The sequence below is a fragment of the Bacteroides sp. 2_2_4 genome (genome assembly GCF_000157055.1).
Taxonomy (GTDB): domain Bacteria; phylum Bacteroidota; class Bacteroidia; order Bacteroidales; family Bacteroidaceae; genus Bacteroides; species Bacteroides ovatus.
Genome location: NZ_EQ973361.1, coordinates 310,439 through 336,069, shown reverse-complemented (window position 1 = coordinate 336,069; position 25,631 = coordinate 310,439). Strand labels below are relative to the sequence as shown.

The following is a 25,631-nucleotide window of genomic DNA, read 5'->3' as shown; positions in this document are numbered from 1 at the left end:
CAAAAAAGAAACTTAACTTTGCAACCAAGTTTTATAAAAGAGACTGAATTAGTAAACTAAAAAGGAAAATCAAATGAAAATTAAGACTTTAATAGCCTATTTCATCTTTACATGTGCAATATCTTCCTGCATACAGGATGAAGCATTAAATTCAGAAGCAGCCATTGATGTTTGTTCAGGCGATGATGTGCAATTGGCAAATATCGATGCAGATTCTAAAGTAATCAATGTATATGTAAATAAAGGAGCCGACCTTTCCAAACAAAAATTAGAATTTACACTTCCACAAGGAGCTACAATTAAAGTAAATACTCCAATAACTGGAGATACTGAATCTACCTATGATTTCAGCGAAGAACCGCACTCCCGTAAATTCACTGTTACATCAGAAGACGGTCAATGGCAGCCTGTTTATACCGTTAATGTGATTTTAGCGGAATTACCTACCCTTTTCAAATTTGAAGAATTACTGACAACCTCCAGTGAATACGATACATTTTACGAATTTACACCTGCAACCTCACAAGAAATATCTAAAGTATTACAATGGTCAAGCGGTAATCCCGGTTTTAAATTAACGGGTATGGCTAATTCTAGAATAGATTACCCAACAGTACAAGTTGCAAATGGTTTTAAAGGTAAGGCTGTAAAGCTAGAAACTCGTAATACTGGAGATTTTGGTGCAATGGTAAAAATGTATATTGCTGCTGGAAATTTATTTATCGGGACATTTGAAGTAGAAAATGCACTGACAAATCCTAGAAAAGCAACGAACTTTGGTTTTCAATTTTATAAACATCCCATAGCACTTAAAGGATATTATAAATTTAAAGCTGGGGAAGTTTATTCTGTAGAAGGACAGCCACAAACCGGAAAAAGGGACAAATGTGATATTTATGCTGTTATGTATGAGGCAGAAAATAATTCTATCATGCTTAATGGTGATAACGTATTTAACTCTGATAAATTGGTATTATTAGCACGAATAGAACCTGAAGATATTGTTGAATCAGATGAATGGAATGAGTTTACTATACATTTCGAATCAGTAAAAGGACGAGAAATTGACGATACGAAACTACAAAACGGTAAATATAAATTAGGTATTGTACTATCATCCAGCGTAGATGGCGCCTATTTTAGAGGAGCTGTCGGTAGCACTCTATACGTTGATGAGCTAGAACTTATTTGTAAAGAATAAAAAAACTAATACAATGAAAAAATATCAATCAATCAATATTATAGTTGTGCTGCTATTTGTAAGCATATTCACAGCTCAAGCACAGGAAGAAAGAAATCAAGGTATCATCTGGTCTTATCTACATGGATGGGAATATGGAATAAAGGCCGGTTTCAGTATTGGTGGGACTTCACCATTACCTCTACCAAAAGAAATCCGTAAAATTGATAGTTATGCGCCAGGAATCGCAATTTCAATTGAAGGTAATGCGACTAAGTGGTTCGATCCCAAATGGGGGATGACTGTAGGAGTACGACTTGAAAATAAGAATATGACCACCGAAGCTACCGTAAAAAATTACGGTATGAAAATTATTAATACTAATGGTGGAGAATTACAAGGATTATGGACAGGAGGAGTAAAGACCAAAGTTAAAAATTCATATCTGACAATTCCGGTAGTTGCTAACTATAAGATAAGCAACCGTTGGAAATTGTCTGCAGGCCCATACATATCATACCTCATCGAAAGGGGATTCTCCGGACATGTATACGACGGTCATTTACGTACCCCAGACCAAACTGGCTCACGAGTAGTTTTCTCTGGGGAAAGCATAGCTACCTATGATTTCTCCGAAAATCTCCGAAAATTCCAATGGGGACTACAACTAGGCGGTGAATGGAGAGCATTTAAACATCTAAATGTATACGCCGACTTAACGTGGGGGTTGAATGATATTTTCAAAAAAGATTTTGATACAATCTCATTTGCCATGTATCCTATTTATTTGAATATAGGATTTGGATATGCATTTTAGTATATTGTTATATTAAACGATCCAAATATTGTGTCAATAAAAAACTACGAGAATTCTTCTCGTAGTTTTTTCATTTATGTATGGGCTAAATCAATAAATACAGGAGTAGTGTCTAAGAAAAATGGACGTCTCAATAGACCAACACTCATAACATATAATTTAATTACGGTACATTCTTCATCTACACCTTAAACTTCATACCCTAGAATAACTATCAACAACTACAAAAATCCCTCCACTCATTTATTCTTCAGATGATAATAAAGAACAAGAGTGAAGGGAAATAAAACTAAATTATATTTATTCTATATCTACTATTTTTCAGCTACAACTTTCACATTGTCCACTATCAAAGTACTCCCAGGTGCTCCACTAAATTTATCACCATTTTTACTAGAAGAAAATACAATAGCAAATCGATACTTTTTAGTAGGATCATAATCTTTCTCATAGTTCAAAGTAAGGGTAATATCTTTATAATCTTCTTGGACACCACTAGAGAATGTTGCCATTGCTATAACTTGATCTGTATTAGTATATAAATTTGCCCCAGTCAATCGTTTATCATAAGCTTTATTATTAGCATCATCAGGGTCCACCGTCTCCCAATATGGCACTTCATAAATAACAGCAGTTACACTACATTCATCAGTTGTATTAGGATCTTCAGTAACTGCTTCAGCTTTTACCGGATCAGGGCATGTATAATACACTGCCCCCGGAGTATATTTATAAGAGAATTGTACAGAAATAGGTTTAGAATAATATGGATTACCAAACTTAGTACTATTCAATGTATTCTGAATATCAGTTTCAAATGTCCCTAAAAATAAAGAACCAGAAGTCACTTTAGGAATAGCTGGTATTTTAATAAAACCCCAATCAGCCCCTGCTTGTCCTTTAGTATCCAATGTTATCAATTTCACTCCAACAGCACCATCTTTAGCATCCTCACTTTTAACAACGGGATAGTCACCATTATATACATCAGGATAAACAGTCTTTATAAACCACACACCTGTGTTAGAAGTAGCCCATCCCCCATCCGGTTCTTCAAAAGCTCCATCATTTAAAGACTTCCAGGTCTCAAAAGAATAGTAGTCAGAAGATCCAGCTATAAAAACTGAATATTTTTTAGTTGTACCATCTTCAGCAGTGACAGTATATTCCACCTTTTTGCCATTCGAGAAATCCTGCGCAACACCTGAAGCTGGAGTTATTTTAGCTTTCGATGATACCACAATAGTAGGAATCATTCCAGACAAATCGTCATCAACAGCAGCATCGCTAACCTTAAAAGTTACTATTCCTTCCTCTTCATTAATAATAGGTTGTTCTGTTACAATATCATCGTCCAAAATAAAACTTATTATTTTAGCCTCCGAACTTTCACTACCTGTCAATTTACGACCAACAAAAGTAGCCTTTACATTTTGATTTAAAGGAGCACCAACCTTTACACCTATTTCAATATTAATATTGCTACCTTTCACAGTACCAGAAATACTAACAGGGCAATTACCAAGTGGCTGTACCAAATCTAGATTCTGTTGACCTTCAAAAGCATAACCACCATCTATAGCTTTCACAGTGCAAGGATCAACTTCAATATCACCAACATTTACCAAAAAAGTAAAATTCTTCAATGATAATGCAATTTGGTTAGTTTCCTTATTAGACTGTGAAATTGTGATTTTTTGATTTTCGGTAGTTCCCATTTGATTACCATCCACATTCACAGACAGATTACCAACATAGCCTCCAGCCAATTCTGTATCTATCGGATATTTCACTTCATCGTCATCATCACTACAAGACGTAAACAATGTCGCAGTACACAATACTGCAAACAGATAATAAAATAATTTCTTTTTCATTTCTAAATTCTCTTTTTAATTAATACTAGCAAACGCGCGATATACCATCGCACCAATGCCCAAATTTCACGTTGCAAAATAACAATCTAATTTAATATAACACAAGGTCTATTTTTCTTGTTTCTGTTCCATTTTGAAGAAAAACACCATATTTCTTTTATAAAACACCATTTTTTCACCAGCCAATATATTTTTGGGGAAATAAAAAAGACTTCTATTTCCCAAAATCGGTTACCTTTGCATAAAGAGAATGCATGATGAATAAAGAATTACCTAAAATAGACTTGCCAGAAGAATGGCTCATTGGTACAGGTATTAATAAGGATTTACTCAACTTGTACACGAATTTTCCATGCCGATTAAAATCGGAGATTTTCGTATTATGCATGGATGGAGAAATAGAAGCTTCAGTCAATCTGAACCACTTCACAGTACACGCTAATGATTTCGTAACAATTATGCCGGGAAGTATTATTCAGATACACAGTCTAAATGGAGAGCCTGTCCTTTACTTCGGCGGCTTCTCATCCAAATATATAGAACAGGCTAGTTTAAACCATGCAGCAATTGATACCTTATTTGTGACACTGGGAAGACCGATCATCTCATTGAAACCGGAGGGCGCCAAGCTATTGGAAGAATATCTTCATTTTTTAATAAAACTTTATTCCTTTTTCGACGAAACAACACGCAAAAGTATTACTCCACATCTATATAATAACATACACGCAGGAATAGCCGCCATGTATAAAAACCGGCTGCAAAATACAACAGAGAATCTATCAAAAAATGAGCTGATTTACAAGAATTTCACTCAACTAGTGATGCAAAATTATAATCAGACACGCAATGTAGCATGGTATGCTGAGAAACTAAAAATTACACACAACCACCTCTGTACTATAGTAAAACAGGTTACTGGGAACACATGCATAGAAATTATTTCTCACATGGTCATCATGGATGCCAAATCACAATTGAAATCGACAAGACTCTCTATTCAAGAAATTTCCGATTCACTCAATTTTGCCAACACATCGTTCTTCGGCAAATACTTTAAACGATATGTTGGCATGAGTCCATTGGCCTATAGGAATAATGGGTAAATGACCGGACACTAACAGATTATCTTCGTTATATGCTATAAAGCCAATCAGTTATCATAATCGTATTCCAGACTAAACTCATCCACATAAAGCACACTACCGGACGCTCCAGTAAAGAAATCACCATATTTGCTTGCAGAACATACCAGGACGATATAGGTTGGTTTTCTGTTCGTAGCCCTATATTCCAGTTTCAAGTCAAATTCCTTATACACGGCAACAGGAGTTCCCGATGTAAATTCAGCATAAGCAATCACATGCTTATCATTTTTATCAAACAATTTCCGGTTAGAAGGTTTGGTGCGTATTTCAATCGGACTATCCCAATCACCAATGGCAATATAGATCGAGCAGGTATCTGTCCTTCCTTTTAAATAATTATATTCAATGGAAGAGTTATCAATGACTCCGGGCTGGTACTTATAATATCCTTTCAGATGAGTAGGATAAGCAGAGAACGATTGCCCAAAGTTCAAGATACCATTTGTTCCGTCGGTTGCCACATATTTACCGACAAAGAGGTTACCGGCAGCTAATTTTCCGGCAGAACCTACTCCCACAAACTTAGACTCAAGCTTCGCAGCCATACCGGTTGTTTTACCCGACCATATATCTTCGGTAGGAACAGAGTTACTGTCACCTAAGGTTGTAGCTCCTTGATTTCCGGTATCCCAGAAAGGAGTTTCATTACTTCCCCACGGGTTCCAGACTTTACCACTCTGATTCCAATTATCAAATGTACCACCTGTTAAAGGAATCGCAGCAGTCGTTCTAAAAGTAATCTCTTCACCACGATCCTCTGTACCATCCACCAAAGCACGGCACACATATTCCGTGTCCGCTTTCAAATGCGGAACACAAACATAGAAATTTACTCCATTCTGTACAACGATATCCTGATCTACCCTTGTCCATTCTTCTGATGAAGCTTCACGTATTTCAAAGCCGTTCACTACATCCTCCTGTCCTTCTCCATAAAGCCATGCTACATTAGTCCAGCCATCCGCCGAATTAGTAAAGACAACCTTATCCGTGATGAATGCGTACAAACTCCACTCTTCGGTTTTTCCTTTAAATGTCACATTTACTCTCTGCTCTTGTGTAAAGTCCTTCAAAGTGATAAAGTCAGGCGAAACGGTAGAACTGATCGGCCCCAGCTTCAAATCTTTCACAGTTATTTTGTTGAGCATCGTATTTTTATTGACATAAACGATAGCTTGTCGAGTTTTTTCGTCAATCACAGCTCCTCCGACCTGATTCTTGACGCTAAATACGCGTTCGACGGTCTGGTTGGCTATAATCTTCCATCGATAATCTTGATACAAAGACAATACCACTTCTTTAGGAGAAGACAAATCAATCGTTGTATTCACCTTCAAATCCGTATTAGCCTCTTCCGAATAATCGAAACGAGTGACAATCACTTTCTTCAAATCCACAGAATCGAGCAAGTCTACTGTTACTGTACGTTCTTCATTATTAATGACTGCACTACCAATCTGTCCATTCACCTCAAAGCCGGTAATAGACAATCTGACAACAGGATACGGCAAATCGTTCTTGACGCATGATGAAAAAGCAAATGCAATGCAAATGCATATAATTAAGGATAAAAGTCTATTTCTGCCTTTACTTTTCATGATTACATACTTATAGTTAATCCTAAATTAATATCAAACAAATTTATTTTAAAGTTGGCTCCACCGTTCGTACGGGAACCTTTCTCACCAAGATTATTCACCTGACTTTCCTTACGGTATTTCAAGCCTATCACTCCCACACTACATTCCACACTCACATTTTGCATAATAAAGACAGCCACTCCGGGATTAATCCCCAACTGTGCCTCAAATATATTCGTTTTGGTATTCTTCAAACTCTCGCCCGAACCTCTTGTAAACTCCGAATGTCCGAATCCCAAACGCAGATTGGTTTCATTGAACAATCCGAAACGTTTTCCCGGATCCAACCCGATATAGGAGCTATGGAAAAAGGTGCAATTATACAACTCTTCTTTCAACTTCAATTCCTTGAGAGTGAAATTCACGTCATCATCAATCTTAAAACTAACATTGCCTAAATGACCGTCCGTATGCTTATAACCGAGCTTTACACCCACTACCTGATTATCTTTGAAAAAATAACCGATAAAAGGAGCCACATTAATGGTACGTGCTTCAAAATCAAAATTATCGAGGTAAGTAAACAATAATTTAGAGTCCTCACTGTTATAATCCCAAAATGAAAAATCCGTACCAAACATCCATTTTCCTTTAGGCATAAAGCGATAATTCACAATGCCACGATCAAACCGCCCTACCCTTTTGATTCTCAATAAATCAATGCCTCGCTTGGTCTCTAACGTATCACTTTTCCAATCGAACTCTCTTTTAACCGTTTCAACCGCGTGAACCGGAAGTGCAGCTGTTATTTTACTATCCTGTTGACGCTCCGACAATACAAGGTCACAAATAGTTCCTTCTAACTTCAAAGGAGTATTGACAACATCAGAAGCCAATTTTATATCCGTTGAAGAAACCGGCGGAACAGCTACTGCTTCTCTCTTAGACGCAACCTTCTGCCTTTTATCTGCCTGCTTTTTATCTACAAACTTCCCCACTGATCTTTCTTCAGATTTCTCCACTGTTCTTTCTTCAGGCTTCTTCACAACCTTTTCCACAGAATTCTCTGCTGGAGACACGTTTTCCTCCACTTCTCCAATTATCTGGCAGGCAGAGTCCACAGCAGCTTCAGGTACCTGATGAGTATCCTCTACTGATGACAATACCTCCTGTTTGTCTTCCTGTCCCTCACTTTTTATTCCATAAAAGAATACCAAGCCGGCACATACAACCAGAAGCAGGAACAGTAATATGTATTTTTTTCTATGTCTCATAAAATCATAAGCAAATCGTCAATCCTAAACTAATATTGAAAGGATTCACCCTAAAGTTAGATCCACCCGTCATCCGTTTTCCCGTCTCTCCCAGATTATTTTTCTGTTTTTCCTGCCTGTAACGAATGCCGGCTATTCCGAGCGAACATTCAATACTTACATTTTGCATGATAAAAACAGCCAATCCCGGATTTATTCCCAATTGCACCTCAAATATATCTGTTTGAGTATTAACCAGATTTTCTTCTACACCACGGTCGAATTTAGACTTTCCAAAATTGAACGTCAAAGCAGTCTCATTGAACAATCCAAATCGTTTACCGGCATCCAAACCTACATAAGAGCGATGAAAGAACGACACGTTATACAAATTTTGTTCCAACTTTAAATCTTTCAAAGAGAAATCGACATCATCATCAATTTTCAGCGTGATATTATTCAAGGCTCCCCGCATATTCCGGTATCCGAACTTCAATCCCAACACCATATTATCACGCACGGCATAGCCGCCATACACAGAAAAATTAAGGTTACGCCCGTCACAATCAAAATTATCAAAGTAGGCAAACAGCAGTTTATTATCCGCACTATTGTAGTCCCAGTATGACATTGTGAAACCAGAGATCCACTTCCCTTTAGGAATGAAACGATAATTCATGATTCCACGATCATAGCGTCCGATACGTTTGATTCGCAGGAAGTCCAAACTCCCTTTTACCGGTAGCGTATCCTTCTGAAAAACGGGGACAGAATCTTCTACCTCCAACGATTGACAAACCGTTTCCGTCTTTCCCCACAAAGAGAAAACGAATACAGACACCAGTACTGTTACCAATAACCGTTTATACATTCGTCTTGTTTTTTAAAGGTAAAAAGCTATTCCCAGTCCTATACTGAAAAGATTAATTTTAAAATTGGCACTCATCGACGAACGGTTGCTTTCGTAAATCCGGTCCGTCACTTGATGGGTTCGACTGACATTCAGTCCCAACACACCAATGCTTACTTCCACTGCCGTATAATTATTGATAAAGGCAACCAAACCTGGACTCAAACCAACACTTGCATCCAAAGAAGTCTGATATACTCCTGTCAGGTCATCCCCTTTACCGTTCACCACTTTTGAAACAGAACCTCCCAACTCTAACTGCACTTCATTGAATAATGCAAAACGCTTGCTAGTACCTAAATTGATATAATTTCTCAAGACAGCAATTCCCGAATAAGAGTTCTTCAATTCATACAGGTTACTAATATCAAAGTTGGTATCTTCATCAATATTTACACTGATATTATTTAGCTTGGTATACGTCCGGCTATACATAAAACGTCCACCTGCAGCTACATTATCCTTAAAAGCATAACACAATACCGGACTCACTTTAAAAGCATACCCTTCTCCACTCAAATTCTCTATCACCAGAAACTGATAGTTATCATTTGAGTATTGAGAATAAGAAACTGAACTACCCACAATCCATTGTCCCTTAGGAATGAAAGTTCTCATTTCTATATTCCGTTTGAACTCCTGTTGCGCGCATGTTTGCGTCGTTCCAACAATTATTCCCAAGATTATCAGGAATGAAGTTTTGATAAAGTAATTCATACTTTGCTTATTCATAAATTAATTCCAAATCATCAAGCCACAAAGTACTGCCCGTACTTCCGGTAAAATAATCTCCATATCTACTTGCACTACCCACTAAAATAATATCAGTCGGTTTACGGTTAGAGCGATAGTTAATCGGGATCTCCAGTTTAATCAATCCTTCACCCTCCGTCGACTCTTTAAGAATACACTCTCCATAGCCTATCACATTCGAAGAATTTGAATCAAAAAGCTGCCTGTCAGCAGGCTTTGTCTTAACAAGTACCGGTATATCCGTTTCTCCTTCAAAAGTCTGATGTGGCCAGTCACCCAATGCTATATAAATAGAGCCCATGTCTTTACTGTTTTTCGGCAACTCACTCAATGTTGAATAGTCCACCGTACCAGCTACATATCTATAATAAAGCACCAATTTCGATGGACGTGAAGTGAAAGGACGTCCAAACCGTAAGATACCGTCTGTTCCATCTATTTTCAGGAACTTCCCAACAAATACATTTCCGGCAGCAAAAGCACCAATTCCAAAAAGAGCCACATATTGAGACTGTAATTTTGCAGAATAATTCCCGCTGTGCTTAATGGTTGCGTCATACGTTGTCACATTCTTATTCAATGTAGCAGAACCCGTATTACCACTATCCCAGAACATTTCTCCACCACTCTTATAAATATAAAGAGGAGAACTTCCATGCCAGTCTTCAAACCCGGCATTCGGTAATTGCGCAGGAGCTTCTGTAGTGAATTGTTTTGTTTCTTTCGCTGCAACAGTACCAGCCATTGCCTGATATTCATAGGTTATACCAGGTTCAAGTCCGGTTATTTGACTCGTAAATATTTTATTATTCAACACAGCCTGATTCGAATACATCCAGTCATTGGAACCAAGCGCCCGGTAACGGAAATTCATTTCTGTAACTGAAGCAACCAGACTACCATACAGAGTGGCTTTTGTTGACCAAATATCGTTCTGTGTAGCAATATCCTCGGTAGCAACCAAAGCATCTGTAGCGATAACCGTCAACGTTTTCGCTCTATCTTTTCCATTCCGGTCCCTTACTTCAATGTCAAATCGATAGGTGTTATTACCGTCGTCAATCGAATTAGTCATTATCTCTCTCAAGTTTTCCTTAAATGCAAACTGAACCTTTGTCATATCCGCATTAAATTGGATACTAAATCCAAGATTATCCAGTTCTCTTATCTGAACTTCAGTCAATTCCATCAAGTCGAAAGAAGAAAAATGGGTAATTCCCAACCGTGCAAAATCCGCACTCGTCACTTTCAGTTCAGTAAAAGGCACACTGGCAGCCATCCGCACAACAATAGGTGTTTCCTTGTCGAATTGCGCACGATAAACTGCATTATCCAACTCATAAATCTGATCATTCTCGATTATCTTAATAACAGGACGTGCTAGTATATCTACTTTCTCATCCGTCGTCAAAGCTGTCTCAACCACATTTACAGAAATCATGCCACCACCCACTTCAGAGGAAGAATTACTAAAAGTCAAATCATATCTGGTTGCTTTCCGCACCAAATTAATAACTCCACTTTTGGTTATTTCTGTTTCACTGCCGTTAAGTTGCCCAACAAAATTCCATCTTAATTGGTTTTCATCATCCAACAGCATAAAATATCCAAGCTGGGATATATTATCCTGTGTATATTCCAAGGTTCCCAATCGGTTACTCACCGTAATTTTATAAGTAGGAAATGCCTCCTGTAATTCGTCAGACAGAACCAGACTGACTACTGTATTGCGAATGCCACACACTACTGATTCCGAAATAGCCGTCCCTTTTGAAATTGTAAACTCTTTCGTCCCCTTGAAATAAGAATCGGTAAAAGATGCAGCTACAGAATCACCCGCAGTAACTTCCGCTTTATAATTGTCGGGAACTAACAGTATTTGTTCCGGCATTTCATCCAAAGTGGCGAATTTACGCACCAAGCCCTCCGCGTTACGGATATACACTTTACACTTCTGAAGCAATTCTTCATCGGTAAGCGTAGCTCTCGTTTTTCCGGCAGAAACAGTGGGTAATTCACGTTGAACACCTATCTTTAAAGATAATGCACCCTCTCCATTATTTGTCAGATCACTTTCACGGCAGGAGACACAAACAAGTCCAACAATGAAAGCTATGACTAATATATGTATCAGTTTTTTCATTCTGTTTTCTTTGCTATTGATTTCAATGCTAAAGTAGCTGTTCTCGTATTATTTGCCTGATCGACAACGGTAATAATAAAATTATGAGAAGCAAGTCCATACAATCCGAGTAGCGGGGTAAACTGTGTAATATCAAACACCAAATATTTCACTCCGATCACTTCACTGCCCACCGGGAAACCTAAGCTCTTCAACGCTTTCTCCAAATCAGCATTTGCAGGATGTGCCAAATCAAATTCGGAAGACAAGCCTACCGACTTCAGAATTTCAGGCGTCAAAGTCTCCGAATCAATCTTCACTTTCAAATTTTGAATGCCATTATCTGCCGTGATATTAACAATAATAGTTTTGGTTTCGTCTTTCTCGACTTCTATCTCATCCATTATATTGAAACCTTGTCCTACGATTGTCGGTGCACTTGTACCAGGATTTACAGATGGATCTTCCGGCAATATATCTTCTGCTCCCGGATTAGCCCAAGCAAGCAAATCCACTTTCTTACATACCGCATCCAGCTTTACGCTTAATCCCATGTCACCCACTGAAGGTATCTCCAGATTAAACACAATGTTCCGGTGCTCTCCACCTTTCACATTGCTGAAACTGGTTTGCTCTTCTGTCCATTCCCCATCTACCGTTCCCTGGAAATGAACAATAATGATATTGCTTACTTCGGCAGCTTCAAAGAATCCGGCACGTCCACTTCCAATATCGTTATTATTAAAAGTCAGTTCACCTGTACCGACTTTTATTGTAATGGATTGGTCACCACCGACTTTCTGCTTCAAATCATCATTGAGATCGACTGTCACCATTATATTCTGCAAGAAGCATTTAATTACATCAACCGATGTAACCTCATCTTTCTTTATTGTAAAAGTCTGGGTTCCTTTATAGAAAGGTTTTTCCCATTCAGCAGGTTTTACGTCATGTGATAATGCTTCAATCTTATAGTTACCCACATTCAAGGTCAAGATCTCCGGCATATCTCTATATCTTGTATATTCCTTTACCAATAAATTATTATCAGTTGAATAAATCCGAATGATATAATCATCTGTATTGATTGCTTTACCGTCCGCACGTGACAGCACATCCACAGAAACAGAAACACTTGTTCCCGCAAGTCTTACCTGTCCTTCGCCTTGATTTGTATTCCCGGTTCCTTCGTCGTCCCTTCCAAAATCAGGGTTATCATTCATACAAGCACTGCATAAACCTAAGATGCTTGCCAAACATATAAAAACGAGTTTTTTTATTGCTTTCATATTACTCATTACTTATATTCTAATATTATATTTTTATCTATATACAATTCACTACCAGTAGAAACAGCTTCACCCTTATTATCCGTTGTTTTAATCTTACTGTCTTCAACACTTTGAGTGTTTGAAGCATTGGAAGAAGAGGCAAACATCACTCTTAAATGAGTCGCTTTTTTCTCAAACATCGTATTATAAGTTAAGTCCACCGTGAAGTCCTTTTGAGAACTCGTCGCTGTTAAGACTTCACTACCTTCGGCCAGCTTTAATGTTTGTCCTCCTTCGCGGTTTTCTACTATTACAGTTACAATACCGCCCTGATCGTTATTAGCTACATAAGTATAAGTACCCTTTAGCTTTATCGGACGGGAAGTGAAGGATATACCTTCATTATAGATTTCGACATTAGTAGAATGGTTATAACTATAACTTCCCAAGAAAAGCTTACCGGCAGAACGATGACCATGCGTAGGAGGCGTAAGATCAGTTAAGCTATTTCCAAACAAAGCACTTTTCCCTGGAGGATCTGCTGAAGTCATGGTCCATGCAACATTGCGCATTAAAACACCATTATTTTGTTTGATGCTAGAAGGAACCATATACCAAGAATTTAGATTGCCACTAGTTGGTACAGTTTTCTGATTAACAGTAACCCAAGCCCCATTTCCATCTAAATCAAAAACAGTCAAATCTGTTGTATCAAATTTATAAGTTCCAAAAGCACCATGAGTATACTTTCCTCCTTTATTAATAGTTCCACTAAAGATTGTCTTACCCCATCCCTGCGTGAAATCCGGAAGCTGTATTACACTCTCTGTTGCCTGCATAACAGGAATTGAATAAGTCGTACCATCATCACAAGTCGTTCTGAAATAATAAGTAGTTCCCGGAGTAAGTCCTGAAATGACAGCCTTTCCAGTGGTTACATCCAGTTTCAAATCTTTGGCATCCACTTTCGTCCACGTACTTCCATTCAAAGAAATATATGCTTCAATAGCACTCATCACATTAGACATATCTTCGGCATATTCAGGTATAATCGTCATTTCAGCCGTGTATGACCACACATCAAACGGTTCGAGGATAACACTATAAGAAGGTATAATAACAGCTACGGAAACGATGGCTGATTTCAAACCATTATATTCAGCCTGGAAGTCTTTGGCTACAACTCCCATATCAATACCACTTGCTTTTATATTGTAATATCCTTCTTTTCCTTCTATCGGAGTGATAACCGTATTGTTAATCAAAGTCATCACACCATAATAACGATAATAGAGCTTAATATTCTGCGGATTGCCTTCTTTCAGTTTCACCGGAATCGTCACTTCTTTACTCTTCATCTTCACAGGCTCCGTAGGCAGCAACATAAAGTTCTTAGGCGTTGTTATATTCAACACATAATCTTCACTTTGCTTACCATAAGTACTAGTGGCACTCAAATAGAATAAATGAGTATCATTATTATCCGTGATATTCAGATTAGGAATCAAACCAGTAAAATTAATAATACCCATCTGATCCTGATTAATACCAAAGCCAATCAACTTCACACCTGATTTGTCCAGCAATGCTTGATCTTCAGGAGTAAGTGCCGCCAGATTAAATCCTTCCTCCGGCCAATCGGGTAAATTAGGAGAAGTAGTTCTAAGAATACATTTCGTAAAACCGCCCAAAGAAGTCAACAAAGCCGATAACTGATTCGATTCAATCGGATTACCGTCCCACTGATTACCATCATTACTTGTTTTCTCAAATCCGGTCAATGTGAAATAAGGAGGTTTAATATTCAATGCTTTATCCGAAATATCCAAAGTAATGGGTCTGACTTCCGTTACACGGTCAAAAACAATGCTCAACATGGCTTTACCAGCGTCCACATTCATTTGCAAATGATAATGATGTTGAGCTAACGCCTCCTCAATGGTAGCCACTTCAATAGTAGTCGGACTTAGTCCGCCATTCACTTTCGTGAAAGTCAGTTTTACTGAAATTCTACCCGGCTTCACATAAGCAGCACGTGTTTCTCCGGACGAAAAAGAAACTTCACTTCCCAACTCTGCCTGTACGGTAGAAGAATAAGTCTTAAAATACTGTTTGAAATCATCCGTGTATTCAATACTTATTTTAGTATTGGCCAACTTACAAGTAGTTTCCACAGGAGTAGTCTCGCCACCACGGATGTTAAAATCGGTAGTACCCTCATAATAAGGAGAATCAAAGCCTTCCTTCTCAATGTCACCATAGAAAGCTTTCAAGGTATAACTTCCTACCGGAAAAGTAGTGTCTTCATCATAGTCACTCAACTTATCCCAGGAAGCCTGCACTTTGTCACCTTGCAACACAGAAATAGAGAAATCTTGTATGGAAGGCAGTACTTCCTCACTCGAGCGTGTCGTAACATCTGTCACCGAAGAATTTGCGGATAGATGCAAGCTCATTCCGCCAAAGGCACCCGAACGCTTTTCATCGTTTACACAACTGCACAACAATACAATCTCTAAAAATAAAATAAACTTCAAAATACCCTTCATACCGAATTAAATACGCCTTTAAATAATACGGAGTCCCTCTCTCTGAAATCAAAGATAAGCTTAAATACCTAATATACAGGTGCTATCTTGTAAACTAGCCGCAAAAATACAGTTTTATTTCTTTATAATAAAGTATCTAAAGAAAGTTTTATTTCCGAATATGAAAAGAAGACCACAATTAAGGCCTAGAATATGAAAAATAAAACATTTTTTTAAGAGATATAACATAAAAGTTCTGCCTTTCAGATGAAAAACAGAACTTCATTATGTAATAGTTAAAACGTTAATAAAGCTTATTTATCGACACCTGGCATCAAGACCACTCCCAACTTCTTTTTGCCGTCCATCTTGACTACCACAGGCTTTTCAAAGCGAACGTGACGGAGATAGTTCGTTTCCTGCACTGCCGGTTGCGCATTGAGGAAATCCTGATTATATACTCCATCATTCATAAAGGCGTTGATCGTGAAATACCCTACCCCGAAAGAAGTCAGATTCTGGAAAAAGTGTGTCCCCTGACTGGGATCTACCCGGTAATTAGTCAGACCGGCTTCCACAATCACACGGGCAGCTGAAATATGAGGCCACTTCACCGGAATACCAAGCCATGCATCACTGCTCCCCCAGCGTCCCGGACCAACCAATATATAGTTCTTTCCTTCGTTCAGGAACTGTTGATTGATCTTTTCTATCTCCCAAGCAATCGTCTGATTATTGGAGGCACTATAATTGTCCGTTTTTACATAAACCACATCATATACCTCATTCATAATGCCGTGTCCCAATGAATTATACGAACGGAGAATCACATTCTCATCAGGAATCTCGTTCAAATCTTCGTCCAGCATTTCTTTGCTGTCTACGATAGGACGAATCTGCAATAGATAGAAAGTTCCGGATTTATCATGTTCGCGACTTAACGTTGCAGCAAATTCAATTTCAACCGGACGGCGCATCTCCTGTTCACCATATTTCAATACTAACTGCAGAATACGAGCTAACGGAAAAACATCATGTTGCAGGATATTAGCAAAAGTAATCACCTTACGTCCTCCCGGATATAAACCATCACGAATGATCTGATCGTACGGATCGTAGGTAGAAGCAATATAACGCAGAGCACCGTCACTTTCTGCCTCTTTGACATGAAGTTTCAGCAAATTAAAACCATCGTCGATAGAAAAATCATGTCCGGCATTTTTCAAATCCAATGCATAGAAACGGGTTTGAGTCTCCTTGAGAGCAATTTCCATTTCGCTGGTCTGTAACACCTGATTAGGATGATAAGGAGAAAAACGAAGGGTCATGCCACCGTCAACAATATATTTTCCTAATCCCAAAGCCAGATTCACCGTTCCCTCTTCTGCCTTTTCATTCCCCAACGGATAATAATTGAGCGAGCGTGCCACACCGGACATGGAAGGATAATAACGGTCACCATACTGATTGCCAACTACTTCCTGTAAGATAACAGCCATTTTCTCCTGATCGATTACATTCGACGTAGCTTGCATATACGCTTTGCTGTCACGGAAATAAACCGAAGCATACACCCCTTTGATGGCATCGGAAAGCATCCGCAACATTTCATAGCGGTCGTCCAGATAAGGAATCATGTAAGTGTTGTAAATTCCGGCAAACGGTTGATAGTGAGAATCCTCCAACAAGGAAGAAGACCGAATGGCAATCGGAGACTTCACGACATCGAAGAAAGTGAAAAAGTCCTCTATCAACCGGTCCGGCAACTTTGCCTTCAGGAAATATTTTAAAATCGTGGCATCATCCGCATCCGACAACGCAATCTGATACAGATTGTTGGTGTCCATGAACTCATCAAAGACATCCGTGCAAAGCACCACTGTTTTCGGAATAGCAATACGCGCATTTTCAAACTCGTCAAACTCCGGATGACGCTTCACCATATTATCAATAAATGCCAGCCCACGCCCTTTTCCTCCGAGAGAGCCATCCCCGATACGGGCAAAGTTAGAATAACGGTCGAAGCGGTCGCGCTTAAAGACCGCCACGACTCCCTGGTTCTTCATCTTACGATACTTCACAATCGCCTCAAAGATGATTTTACGGTGAGCATCCACATCCTGAAGACTATTCCAGGTTATCGGTTTCAAAAATTCAGCCACCGGGAACATGGCACGTGAATAAAACCAACGCGACACGTGATTCCTGCTGATATGATATAAGAAAGATTCCGCAGGTACGGCAAAAAGAATGTTTTGCAGCTCCTTCAAATTCCGGACGCGGGCAATCTCCTCCCCGGTATCCGGATTGCGGAAAATAAAATCACCAAAACCAAAATTATCGGAGACGATACGGCGCAAATCAACGTCCATCTTCTTGGAGTTCTTATCGATAAAGCTGGCACCATACTTGGCTGCATAAGACGAATTTTCAGATTCGGAAGACTGAATAATCAAAGGAACAAACGGATCATTCTTACGTATCTCCGCACACAGCTTGATACCTGCCAGACCGTCTTTCTCTCCCCGTTCCACTTTCGGGAAACGGACGTCAGTGATTACCCCCAATATATTATTCTGATACTTATGATAGATCTCCATCGCCTCCTGATACGTACGTGCCAACACTATTTTAGGACGTCCGCGCATACGGAGCGTACGCTGGTGTGCATTCAAGGCTTCGGTAGAGAATTCCTGACTCTGCTTCAACACGAACTTATACAGATTCGGCAAAATGGAAGAATAGAAACGAATGCCATCTTCCACCAAAAGAATCAGCTGCACACCGACCTCCTGTACATCGTGTTCCAGATTCATCTTGTCCTCTATCAACTTAATGATAGACACCAACAGGTCGGTATTACCCAACCAGCAGAACACATATTCGAACGCACTTAAATCTTCATTGATAATCCGTTTGGTAATACCATGGCTAAAAGGAGTCAGTATGACGATAGGAATATGCTCGTATTTCTCTTTAATGTGACGGCCGATATCGAAACTGTCATTATCCCCCGTGCTCGGCATACAAATCACCAGGTCGAACGACATATTTTCCAACTGTGACAATGCTTCCTCCTCCGTAGATACCTGCGAGAAACGAGGTGGATAGCGCAGAGACAAAGAAGTGTATTCATTGAAAATCTTCTCATCAATGCGCCCGTCATCCTCCAACATGAAAGCATCGTAAGGATTAGCGATTAATAACACGTTAAAAATCCGCCTTGTCATCAAGTTAGCGAATTGTGTATCTTTGAAGTAAAGCTGGTTTAATTTATATTTACTAAGCATAAAGTCATTCTCCTTTCTTATTTCAAATCGTCTATCTGCAGAATCACATTTTGCAAAGTTAATTCTTTAAATCTCATTTTCCACCATCTTCTTTATAAAGTTTACTTGTTTATCTCTTATTATTTTGTAGATTTGTAACTTTAAGTTTATTCAAAAAGACTTTTTATTCACATGAAAAAAGTAACTTTATTAATGAGTGGAATCATGGTGATGTCATGCGCTCCCCAACAGAAAAAGCTAGTCTACCCCGAGACGGCAAAGGTAGACACCGTAGACGTGTACTTCGGTACACAAGTTCCCGACCCTTACAGATGGCTGGAAAATGACACCAGTGCAGCTACTACTGCCTGGGTAGAAGCACAAAACAAAGTAACGAATGAGTATCTAAGTCAGATTCCATTCCGGGAAAACTTGTTGAAACGATTGACCACACTGGCCGATTACGAGAAGATCAGTGCGCCAATCAAGAAACATGGCAAATATTACTTCAGTAAAAATGATGGCCTGCAAAACCAGAGTGTATTCTACGTACAGGATTCACTGGACGGCGAGCCTCGCGTTTTCCTCGACCCGAACAAGCTCTCGGACGATGGCACAGTGGCACTGACCGGTCTTTACTTCTCAAACGATGGCAAATATACCGCTTACAGTATCTCACGCAGCGGATCGGATTGGTCTGAAATATTTGTCATGGACACTGAAAGTGGCAAGTTATTGGAAGAGCACATCGAATGGGCCAAATTTACCGGTGCCGCCTGGCAAGGAGACGGATTCTACTACAGCGCCTACGATGCTCCCGCCAAAGGAAAAGAATTCTCCAACGTAAACGAAAAGCACAAAATCTATTATCACAAAATAGGTGAACCGCAATCGAAAGATAAACTGATTTATCAGAATCCGGCTTATCCGAAACGTTTCTATACAGCCAGCACCAGCGAAGACGAACGTATTCTCTTCCTCACAGAATCCGGTGCCGGAAGAGGCAACAACTTATTTATAAGGGACCTGAAAAATCCGAATTCTCCTTTTATCCAACTGACTACCGACCTCGACTACCAATACTACCCGATTGAAGTGTTCGGCGACCAGATTTATATTTATACTAACTATGGCGCACCGAAAAACCGGATCATGGTAGCCGACATCAACCGTCCGAAACTGGAGGACTGGAAAGAACTCGTTCCCGAATCGGAAGCCGTTCTTTCAAACGCAGAAGTGATCGGTGGCAAACTGTTCCTTACTTACGACAAAGATGCTTCGAACCATGCATACGTTTACGGCCTCGACGGCAAACAAATTCAGGAAATCCAACTGCCTTCACTCGGTTCGGTAGGCTTTAGCGGCAACAAAGACGATAAAGAATGTTTCTTCGGATTCACTTCATTCACCATTCCGGGTGCCACTTACAAATATGATATGGACCAGAACACCTACGAACTATACCGTGCACCGAAAGTACAGTTCAACTCGGATGATTTTGTGACGGAACAAGTATTCTTTGCCAGCAAAGACGGTGTAAAAGTCCCGATGTTCCTTACCTATAAGAAAGATCTGAAGAAAGACGGCAAAAATCCTGTATTCCTCTACGGATACGGTGGTTTCGGCATCAGCCTCAACCCGGGTTTCAGTGCAATGCGCATCCCATTCCTCGAAAATGGCGGTATCTACGCACAAGTCAACCTGCGTGGTGGCAGCGAATACGGTGAAGACTGGCACGTAGCCGGAACTAAGATGCAGAAGCAGAATGTATTCGACGACTTCATCTCTGCTGCCGAATATCTTATCAACGAAAAATATACGAATAAAGACAAAATCGCCATTGTAGGTGGCTCCAACGGTGGTCTGCTAGTAGGTGCCTGCATGACACAGCGTCCGGACCTGTTCCGTGTAGCAATTCCGCAGGTAGGCGTGATGGATATGCTTCGCTATCATAAATTTACTATCGGTTGGAACTGGGCAAGCGATTACGGAACAAGCGAAGACAGCAAAGAAATGTTTGAATACCTCAAAGGCTATTCTCCATTGCACAACCTGAAACCGGGCACGAAATATCCGGCAACACTAGTGACCACTGCCGACCATGACGACCGTGTGGTTCCCGCCCATTCATTCAAGTTTGCCGCTACGCTGCAAGCAGACAACGACGGTACAAACCCGACACTGATCCGCATCGACAGCAAAGCAGGTCACGGTGCAGGCAAACCGATGGCAAAAGTACTTGAAGAACAGGCAGACATCTACGGTTTCATCATGTACAATTTGGACATGAAGCCGGATTTTAAGAAGTAAAAGTACAAAGTATTAAATTCAGGTATCAAGTATTAAGTATTAGCACTGAATACTTGATACCTAATGCTTTTTCTACTATCATTTTATCATTATTTAATCAAAACAATGGCATAAAATCAATCACATCTGAAAAATTTTCCTATATTTGCAGTGAGTTAGTTGACATTTTATCAGAATTAACCTTTTAAAATATAGTATCATGAACATCCAGAAAATCATGTCCTCTTTGGAGGCTAAGCATCCCGGTGAATCTGAATATCTTCAGGCAGTGAAGGAAGTTCTTCTTTCTATCGAAGATATATACAATCAACATCCTGAATTTGAAAAAGCTAAAATCATAGAAAGATTGGTAGAACCTGACCGTATCTTCACTTTCCGTGTGACATGGGTAGACGATAGAGGCGAGGTACAGACCAATCTCGGCTATCGTGTACAATTCAATAATGCGATAGGCCCATATAAAGGTGGTATCCGTTTCCATGCATCCGTTAATCTTTCCATTTTGAAGTTCCTCGGTTTCGAACAAACATTCAAGAATGCACTGACTACCTTGCCTATGGGTGGCGGTAAAGGCGGTTCCGATTTCTCTCCACGCGGAAAGAGTGATGCTGAAATCATGCGTTTCTGCCAGGCATTTATGCTGGAGTTGTGGCGTCATCTCGGACCGGACATGGATGTGCCTGCCGGTGACATCGGCGTAGGAGGACGTGAAGTGGGCTATATGTTCGGCATGTACAAGAAACTGACTCGTGAATTTACCGGTACATTCACTGGTAAAGGATTAGAATTCGGCGGTTCATTGATTCGTCCGGAAGCTACTGGTTTTGGAGGACTGTATTTTGTCAATCAGATGCTTCAGGCAAAAGGGATCGATATAAAAGGTAAGACAGTGGCAATCTCCGGTTTCGGCAACGTTGCCTGGGGAGCAGCTACTAAAGCTACCGAACTGGGTGCAAAAGTGATTACGATTTCCGGTCCGGACGGATATATCTACGATCCGGATGGTATCAGTGGTGAAAAAATTGACTATATGCTCGAACTTCGTTCTTCGGGTAACGATATTGTGGCTCCTTATGCTGAACAGTATCCGAACGCAACCTTCGTAGAAGGAAAACGCCCGTGGGAAGTGAAAGCAGACATCGCACTTCCTTGCGCCACCCAGAACGAATTAAATGGAGAAGATGCTCAAAATCTCATAAAAAATGACGTACTTTGCGTCGGAGAAATTTCCAATATGGGATGTACCCCTGAAGCTATCGATCTTTTCATTGAACATAAGACGATGTATGCTCCCGGTAAAGCGGTCAACGCAGGTGGTGTAGCCACTTCCGGTCTGGAAATGTCTCAAAACGCAATGCACCTTAGCTGGAGTGCCGCCGAAGTGGACGAAAAACTCCATGCAATCATGCACGGCATCCATGCACAATGCGTGAAATACGGCACGGAACCCGACGGATACATTAATTATGTGAAGGGTGCCAACATTGCCGGATTTATGAAAGTAGCTCACGCAATGATGGGACAAGGCGTTATTTAAGGACTTTGTTTAGTTGTATTTGTATTTGTGGTTTGCGCTGCTCGTCTCCTGTGACAGGACGCGGGTAGCGCTATTTTTTTGAGATTAACATTATTTTCGCTGGAATTAATTATCTTTGTAGCATGATAGGTTAAATAATAGTTTGTGAATTTGTTATATGCGATAAACAACTCACAACTAATAATTTACCATTATTGGTTTTGTAATTAATAATCAAGTAATAAATAAAAAATGCTACAACCCGAATTGAAATTTCGCCGTGACAAAATTCGCAGTCTGATGGTGTCGCAGGGCATTGACGCCGCACTTATCACGTGTAATGCAAATTTAATTTACACGTATGGCTGTGTAGTCAGTGGCTATCTTTACCTCCCCCTTCATTCGCCTGCACTATTATTTTTTAAACGTCCTAATAACATCACAGGAGAGCACTCATTCTCTATCCGCAAACCGGAACAAATTGTTGATCTGCTGAAAGAACAAGGATTACCGATGCCAACCAAACTGATGTTAGAAGGTGACGAACTTCCTTATACGGAATATTGTCGTCTGGCCGGTCTCTTCCCGGAAGCGGAAGTGGTAAATGGTACCCCGTTGATTCGCCAGGCACGCAGCGTGAAAACACCTGTAGAAATTGAAATGTTCCGCCGCTCCGGCATTGCTCATGCAAAGGCTTATGAGCAGATTCCTGGTGTTTATCGTCCCGGTATGACGGATATTGAATTTTCCATCGAAATAGAACGCCTGATGCGCCTGCAAGGTTGCCTCGGAATTTTCCGGGTATTCGGACGCAGTATGGAAATATTCATGGGTAGCGTACTGACCGGAGATAATGCCGGTTACCCCTCTCCTTATGATTTTGCCTTAGGCGGTCAGGGACTTGATCCTGCCTTGCCGGGAGGAGCAAATAAAACTCCGTTAAAAGAGGGACAAAGCGTTATGGTGGACTTAGGTGGCAACTTCAACGGTTACATGAACGATATGAGCCGTGTATTCTCCATCGGCAAACTGCCCGAAGAAGCTTACACCGCCCATCAGGTTTGTCTGGATATCCAAGAAAAAATTGCTTCCATTGCCAGACCGGGTATTGCCTGTGAAGTGCTTTACGACACAGCAGTCGAAGTGGTCAAAGCAGCCGGATTTGCCGACAAATTTATGGGAACAGGACAACAAGCCAAATTTATCGGTCACGGCATCGGGCTTGAAATTAACGAAGCTCCGGTACTGGCTCCCCGCATAAAGCAACAATTAGAACCGGGTATGGTCTTTGCCCTCGAACCGAAAATCGTTATTCCGGGTGTAGGTCCCGTAGGTATCGAGAACTCTTGGGTAGTGACCAACGAAGGAATAGAAAAACTGACGAACTGCAATGAAGAAATCATTGAATTAAGTTAAACAGACGATGAAAAAGATGTGTCCGGCAAAGAACAGGCACATCTTTTTCTACTAATAATAACACACTTAACCCCCAAAACCAATGAAACAACCTTTCATTCTAACCCTTGTATCCTCTGTTGCCTGTGCTGCAACAGCCGCCAATAAAGCACCGGAAAACACCACACCGACAAAGTCAAAAACACCCAACGTTGTATTTATCTATGCCGACGATCTCGGCTACGGCGATCTGGAATGTTACGGAGCTAAAAACGTACAGACACCCAACGTCAACCGACTGGCAAAATCGGGAATCCTTTTCACCAATGCTCATGCAACAGCCGCCACCAGCACCCCTTCCCGCTACTCCATGCTAACCGGAGAATACGCATGGCGCAAAGAAGGAACGGATGTAGCGGCAGGAAATGCCGGAATGATTATCCGTCCCGAACAATACACCATGGCAGATATGTTCAAAAGTGTCGGTTACACCACTGCCGCAGTAGGCAAATGGCATCTGGGACTCGGAGATCAAACCGCCACTCAAGACTGGAATGCTCCGTTACCGTGCGCACTGGGCGATTTAGGTTTCGACTATCATTACATTATGGCAGCCACAGCCGACCGTGTACCCTGTGTATACATCGAAAACGGGAAAGTAGCCAACTATGATCCGAGTGCTCCCATCGAAGTCAGTTATCAAAAGAACTTCGAGGGTGAACCTACCGGAAAAAGTAATCCTGAATTACTTTATAACCTCAAGCCAAGTCACGGTCACGACATGTCGATCGTTAATGGAATTTCACGCATCGGTTTTATGAAAGGCGGTGGAAAGGCGCTCTGGAAAGACGAAAACATTGCTGATTCACTTACCACACACGCCATTCAATTCATCGAGGAAAACCAAAACAAACCTTTCTTTCTCTACTTTGCCACCAATGACGTACATGTGCCCCGCTTTCCTCACGACCGTTTCAGAGGAAAAAATCCGATGGGATTAAGAGGCGATGCTATCGTACAGTTCGATTATTGTGTCGGTGAAATCCTGAATACACTCGAAAAACTGGGATTAAGAGAAAATACACTCATTATTCTTTCAAGTGACAACGGCCCGGTAGTAGACGACGGATACGATGACAAAGCAGAAGAACTACTCAACGGTCATAGTCCTGCGGGACCACTACGGGGCAACAAATATAGTGCCTTTGAAGGAGGAACCCGTATTCCTGCCATCGTCAGCTGGCCTGCAGGAGTAAAAAAAGGAATGACTTCAGACTTATTGGTTTCACAAGTGGACTGGCTCGCCTCTCTCGCTTCCCTGACCGGAGCTACGATGCCTAAGAATACCGCACCGGATAGTTACAACTATCTGGGAAGTTGGCTGGGTAAAGAAAAGACAGACCGCCCGTGGGTAATAGAGCAGGCTTCTAATCACACGCTTTCTGTCCGCACCAAAGACTGGAAATACATCGAACCGAATGACGGACCGAAAATGATTCAATGGGGACCGAAGATAGAAACCGGAAACTCTAAAGAACCCCAGCTTTATAAGATGAAAGAAGTGAAAGAGGTAACCAACTATGCAAAGAATATGCCGGAGAAAGTGGCAGAACTGCAAAGTATCCTTCAAAGCGTACGCGAAGGAAAGGACTTAATCGGGAAATAATTCCAGATATGAAACACTGAAACGCTTTTATTTTAA

16 protein-coding genes are annotated in these 25,631 nt (G+C 40.5%); 7 read left to right on the top strand and 9 right to left on the bottom strand.

All coding sequences use genetic code 11. The features are described 5' to 3' along the window. Positions 1-73 precede the first annotated feature (73 nt). Together BSCG_RS11395 and BSCG_RS11400 are read left to right on the top strand one after the other, a co-directional pair. Complete coding sequence (locus BSCG_RS11395; protein ID WP_004297660.1) at positions 74-1,201, top strand: PCMD domain-containing protein; 1,128 nt, start codon at positions 74-76, stop codon at positions 1,199-1,201. A gap of 13 nt (positions 1,202-1,214) precedes the next feature. Further along, positions 1,215-1,997, top strand: coding sequence for a porin family protein (locus BSCG_RS11400; protein WP_004297659.1), 783 nt, complete (start codon positions 1,215-1,217; stop codon positions 1,995-1,997). A 314-nt stretch (positions 1,998-2,311) separates the two neighbouring features. Here the strand turns inward: BSCG_RS11400 and BSCG_RS11405 are convergent, their stop codons facing one another. Continuing rightward, positions 2,312-3,874, bottom strand: a complete 1,563-nt coding sequence (locus BSCG_RS11405) for a PCMD domain-containing protein (RefSeq protein WP_004298014.1) — start codon at positions 3,872-3,874, stop codon at positions 2,312-2,314. Positions 3,875-4,131: 257 nt separating this feature from the next. Between BSCG_RS11405 and BSCG_RS11410 the strand changes: the two genes are divergently transcribed. Further along, positions 4,132-4,980, top strand: a complete 849-nt coding sequence (locus BSCG_RS11410; RefSeq protein WP_004306845.1) for a helix-turn-helix domain-containing protein — start codon at positions 4,132-4,134, stop codon at positions 4,978-4,980. A gap of 47 nt (positions 4,981-5,027) precedes the next feature. Here the strand turns inward: BSCG_RS11410 and BSCG_RS11415 are convergent, their stop codons facing one another. The 8 genes from BSCG_RS11415 to BSCG_RS11450 form a co-directional block, all read right to left on the bottom strand. Further along, positions 5,028-6,620 (bottom strand): PCMD domain-containing protein, encoded by a 1,593-nt coding sequence (locus BSCG_RS11415; protein WP_008776320.1) that lies wholly within the window; start codon positions 6,618-6,620, stop codon positions 5,028-5,030. A gap of 2 nt (positions 6,621-6,622) precedes the next feature. Continuing rightward, positions 6,623-7,876 carry a hypothetical protein gene (locus tag BSCG_RS11420; protein ID WP_004298010.1) on the bottom strand — a complete coding sequence of 418 codons (1,254 nt, stop codon included), beginning with the start codon at positions 7,874-7,876 and terminating at the stop codon, positions 6,623-6,625. Between the two features lie 4 nt (positions 7,877-7,880). Continuing rightward, complete coding sequence (locus tag BSCG_RS11425) at positions 7,881-8,726, bottom strand: hypothetical protein (RefSeq protein WP_004298008.1); 846 nt, start codon at positions 8,724-8,726, stop codon at positions 7,881-7,883. A 12-nt stretch (positions 8,727-8,738) separates the two neighbouring features. Beyond that, positions 8,739-9,482: a hypothetical protein gene (locus BSCG_RS11430; RefSeq protein ID WP_004306842.1), complete on the bottom strand. Its 744-nt coding sequence runs from the start codon at positions 9,480-9,482 to the stop codon at positions 8,739-8,741. A 7-nt stretch (positions 9,483-9,489) separates the two neighbouring features. Further along, on the bottom strand, positions 9,490-11,661 hold the full coding sequence (locus BSCG_RS11435; RefSeq protein WP_004298005.1) for a DUF4493 domain-containing protein: 2,172 nt from the start codon (positions 11,659-11,661) through the stop codon (positions 9,490-9,492). Continuing rightward, the gene (locus tag BSCG_RS11440; RefSeq protein WP_008998773.1) at positions 11,658-12,929 is read right to left on the bottom strand and encodes a DUF4493 domain-containing protein; all 1,272 of its coding nucleotides are present in this window, start codon (positions 12,927-12,929) and stop codon (positions 11,658-11,660) included. Before BSCG_RS11440 ends, BSCG_RS11435 begins: the two co-directional genes overlap by 4 nt. 8 nt (positions 12,930-12,937) lie before the next feature. Further along, positions 12,938-15,460, bottom strand: coding sequence for a DUF4493 domain-containing protein (locus BSCG_RS11445; protein ID WP_004298002.1), 2,523 nt, complete (start codon positions 15,458-15,460; stop codon positions 12,938-12,940). Between the two features lie 293 nt (positions 15,461-15,753). Next, the gene (locus BSCG_RS11450) at positions 15,754-18,729 is read right to left on the bottom strand and encodes a PEP/pyruvate-binding domain-containing protein (protein WP_004306839.1); all 2,976 of its coding nucleotides are present in this window, start codon (positions 18,727-18,729) and stop codon (positions 15,754-15,756) included. A gap of 171 nt (positions 18,730-18,900) precedes the next feature. Here BSCG_RS11450 and BSCG_RS11455 point away from each other — a divergent pair, with 171 nt between their 5' ends. From BSCG_RS11455 to BSCG_RS11470, 4 genes are all read left to right on the top strand, one after another. After that, positions 18,901-21,018, top strand: a complete 2,118-nt coding sequence (locus BSCG_RS11455; RefSeq protein WP_008776316.1) for a prolyl oligopeptidase family serine peptidase — start codon at positions 18,901-18,903, stop codon at positions 21,016-21,018. Positions 21,019-21,217: 199 nt separating this feature from the next. Then, positions 21,218-22,555: an NADP-specific glutamate dehydrogenase gene (gene gdhA / locus BSCG_RS11460; RefSeq protein ID WP_004310063.1), complete on the top strand. Its 1,338-nt coding sequence runs from the start codon at positions 21,218-21,220 to the stop codon at positions 22,553-22,555. A 231-nt stretch (positions 22,556-22,786) separates the two neighbouring features. Then, positions 22,787-23,950, top strand: a complete 1,164-nt coding sequence (locus tag BSCG_RS11465; RefSeq protein ID WP_004306834.1) for a M24 family metallopeptidase — start codon at positions 22,787-22,789, stop codon at positions 23,948-23,950. A gap of 82 nt (positions 23,951-24,032) precedes the next feature. Then, positions 24,033-25,595 (top strand): sulfatase family protein, encoded by a 1,563-nt coding sequence (locus BSCG_RS11470; protein ID WP_004297992.1) that lies wholly within the window; start codon positions 24,033-24,035, stop codon positions 25,593-25,595. Positions 25,596-25,631 lie beyond the last annotated feature (36 nt).

Bases quoted from the DNA above. Each gene is read 5' to 3' on its own strand.
- BSCG_RS11405 (WP_004298014.1), bottom strand. From the start codon at position 3,874: ATGAAAAAGAAATTATTTTATTATCTGTTTGCAGTATTGTGTACTGCG.
- BSCG_RS11420 (WP_004298010.1), bottom strand. From the start codon at position 7,876: ATGAGACATAGAAAAAAATACATATTACTGTTCCTGCTTCTGGTTGTA.
- BSCG_RS11435 (WP_004298005.1), bottom strand. From the start codon at position 11,661: ATGAAAAAACTGATACATATATTAGTCATAGCTTTCATTGTTGGACTT.
- gdhA (WP_004310063.1), top strand. From the start codon at position 21,218: ATGAACATCCAGAAAATCATGTCCTCTTTGGAGGCTAAGCATCCCGGT.
- BSCG_RS11400 (WP_004297659.1), top strand. From the start codon at position 1,215: ATGAAAAAATATCAATCAATCAATATTATAGTTGTGCTGCTATTTGTA.
- BSCG_RS11470 (WP_004297992.1), top strand. From the start codon at position 24,033: ATGAAACAACCTTTCATTCTAACCCTTGTATCCTCTGTTGCCTGTGCT.
- BSCG_RS11430 (WP_004306842.1), bottom strand. From the start codon at position 9,482: ATGAATTACTTTATCAAAACTTCATTCCTGATAATCTTGGGAATAATT.
- BSCG_RS11410 (WP_004306845.1), top strand. From the start codon at position 4,132: ATGAATAAAGAATTACCTAAAATAGACTTGCCAGAAGAATGGCTCATT.
- BSCG_RS11395 (WP_004297660.1), top strand. From the start codon at position 74: ATGAAAATTAAGACTTTAATAGCCTATTTCATCTTTACATGTGCAATA.
- BSCG_RS11440 (WP_008998773.1), bottom strand. From the start codon at position 12,929: ATGAAAGCAATAAAAAAACTCGTTTTTATATGTTTGGCAAGCATCTTA.
- BSCG_RS11465 (WP_004306834.1), top strand. From the start codon at position 22,787: ATGCTACAACCCGAATTGAAATTTCGCCGTGACAAAATTCGCAGTCTG.
- BSCG_RS11455 (WP_008776316.1), top strand. From the start codon at position 18,901: ATGAAAAAAGTAACTTTATTAATGAGTGGAATCATGGTGATGTCATGC.
- BSCG_RS11450 (WP_004306839.1), bottom strand. From the start codon at position 18,729: ATGCTTAGTAAATATAAATTAAACCAGCTTTACTTCAAAGATACACAA.
- BSCG_RS11415 (WP_008776320.1), bottom strand. From the start codon at position 6,620: ATGAAAAGTAAAGGCAGAAATAGACTTTTATCCTTAATTATATGCATT.
- BSCG_RS11445 (WP_004298002.1), bottom strand. From the start codon at position 15,460: ATGAAGGGTATTTTGAAGTTTATTTTATTTTTAGAGATTGTATTGTTG.
- BSCG_RS11425 (WP_004298008.1), bottom strand. From the start codon at position 8,726: ATGTATAAACGGTTATTGGTAACAGTACTGGTGTCTGTATTCGTTTTC.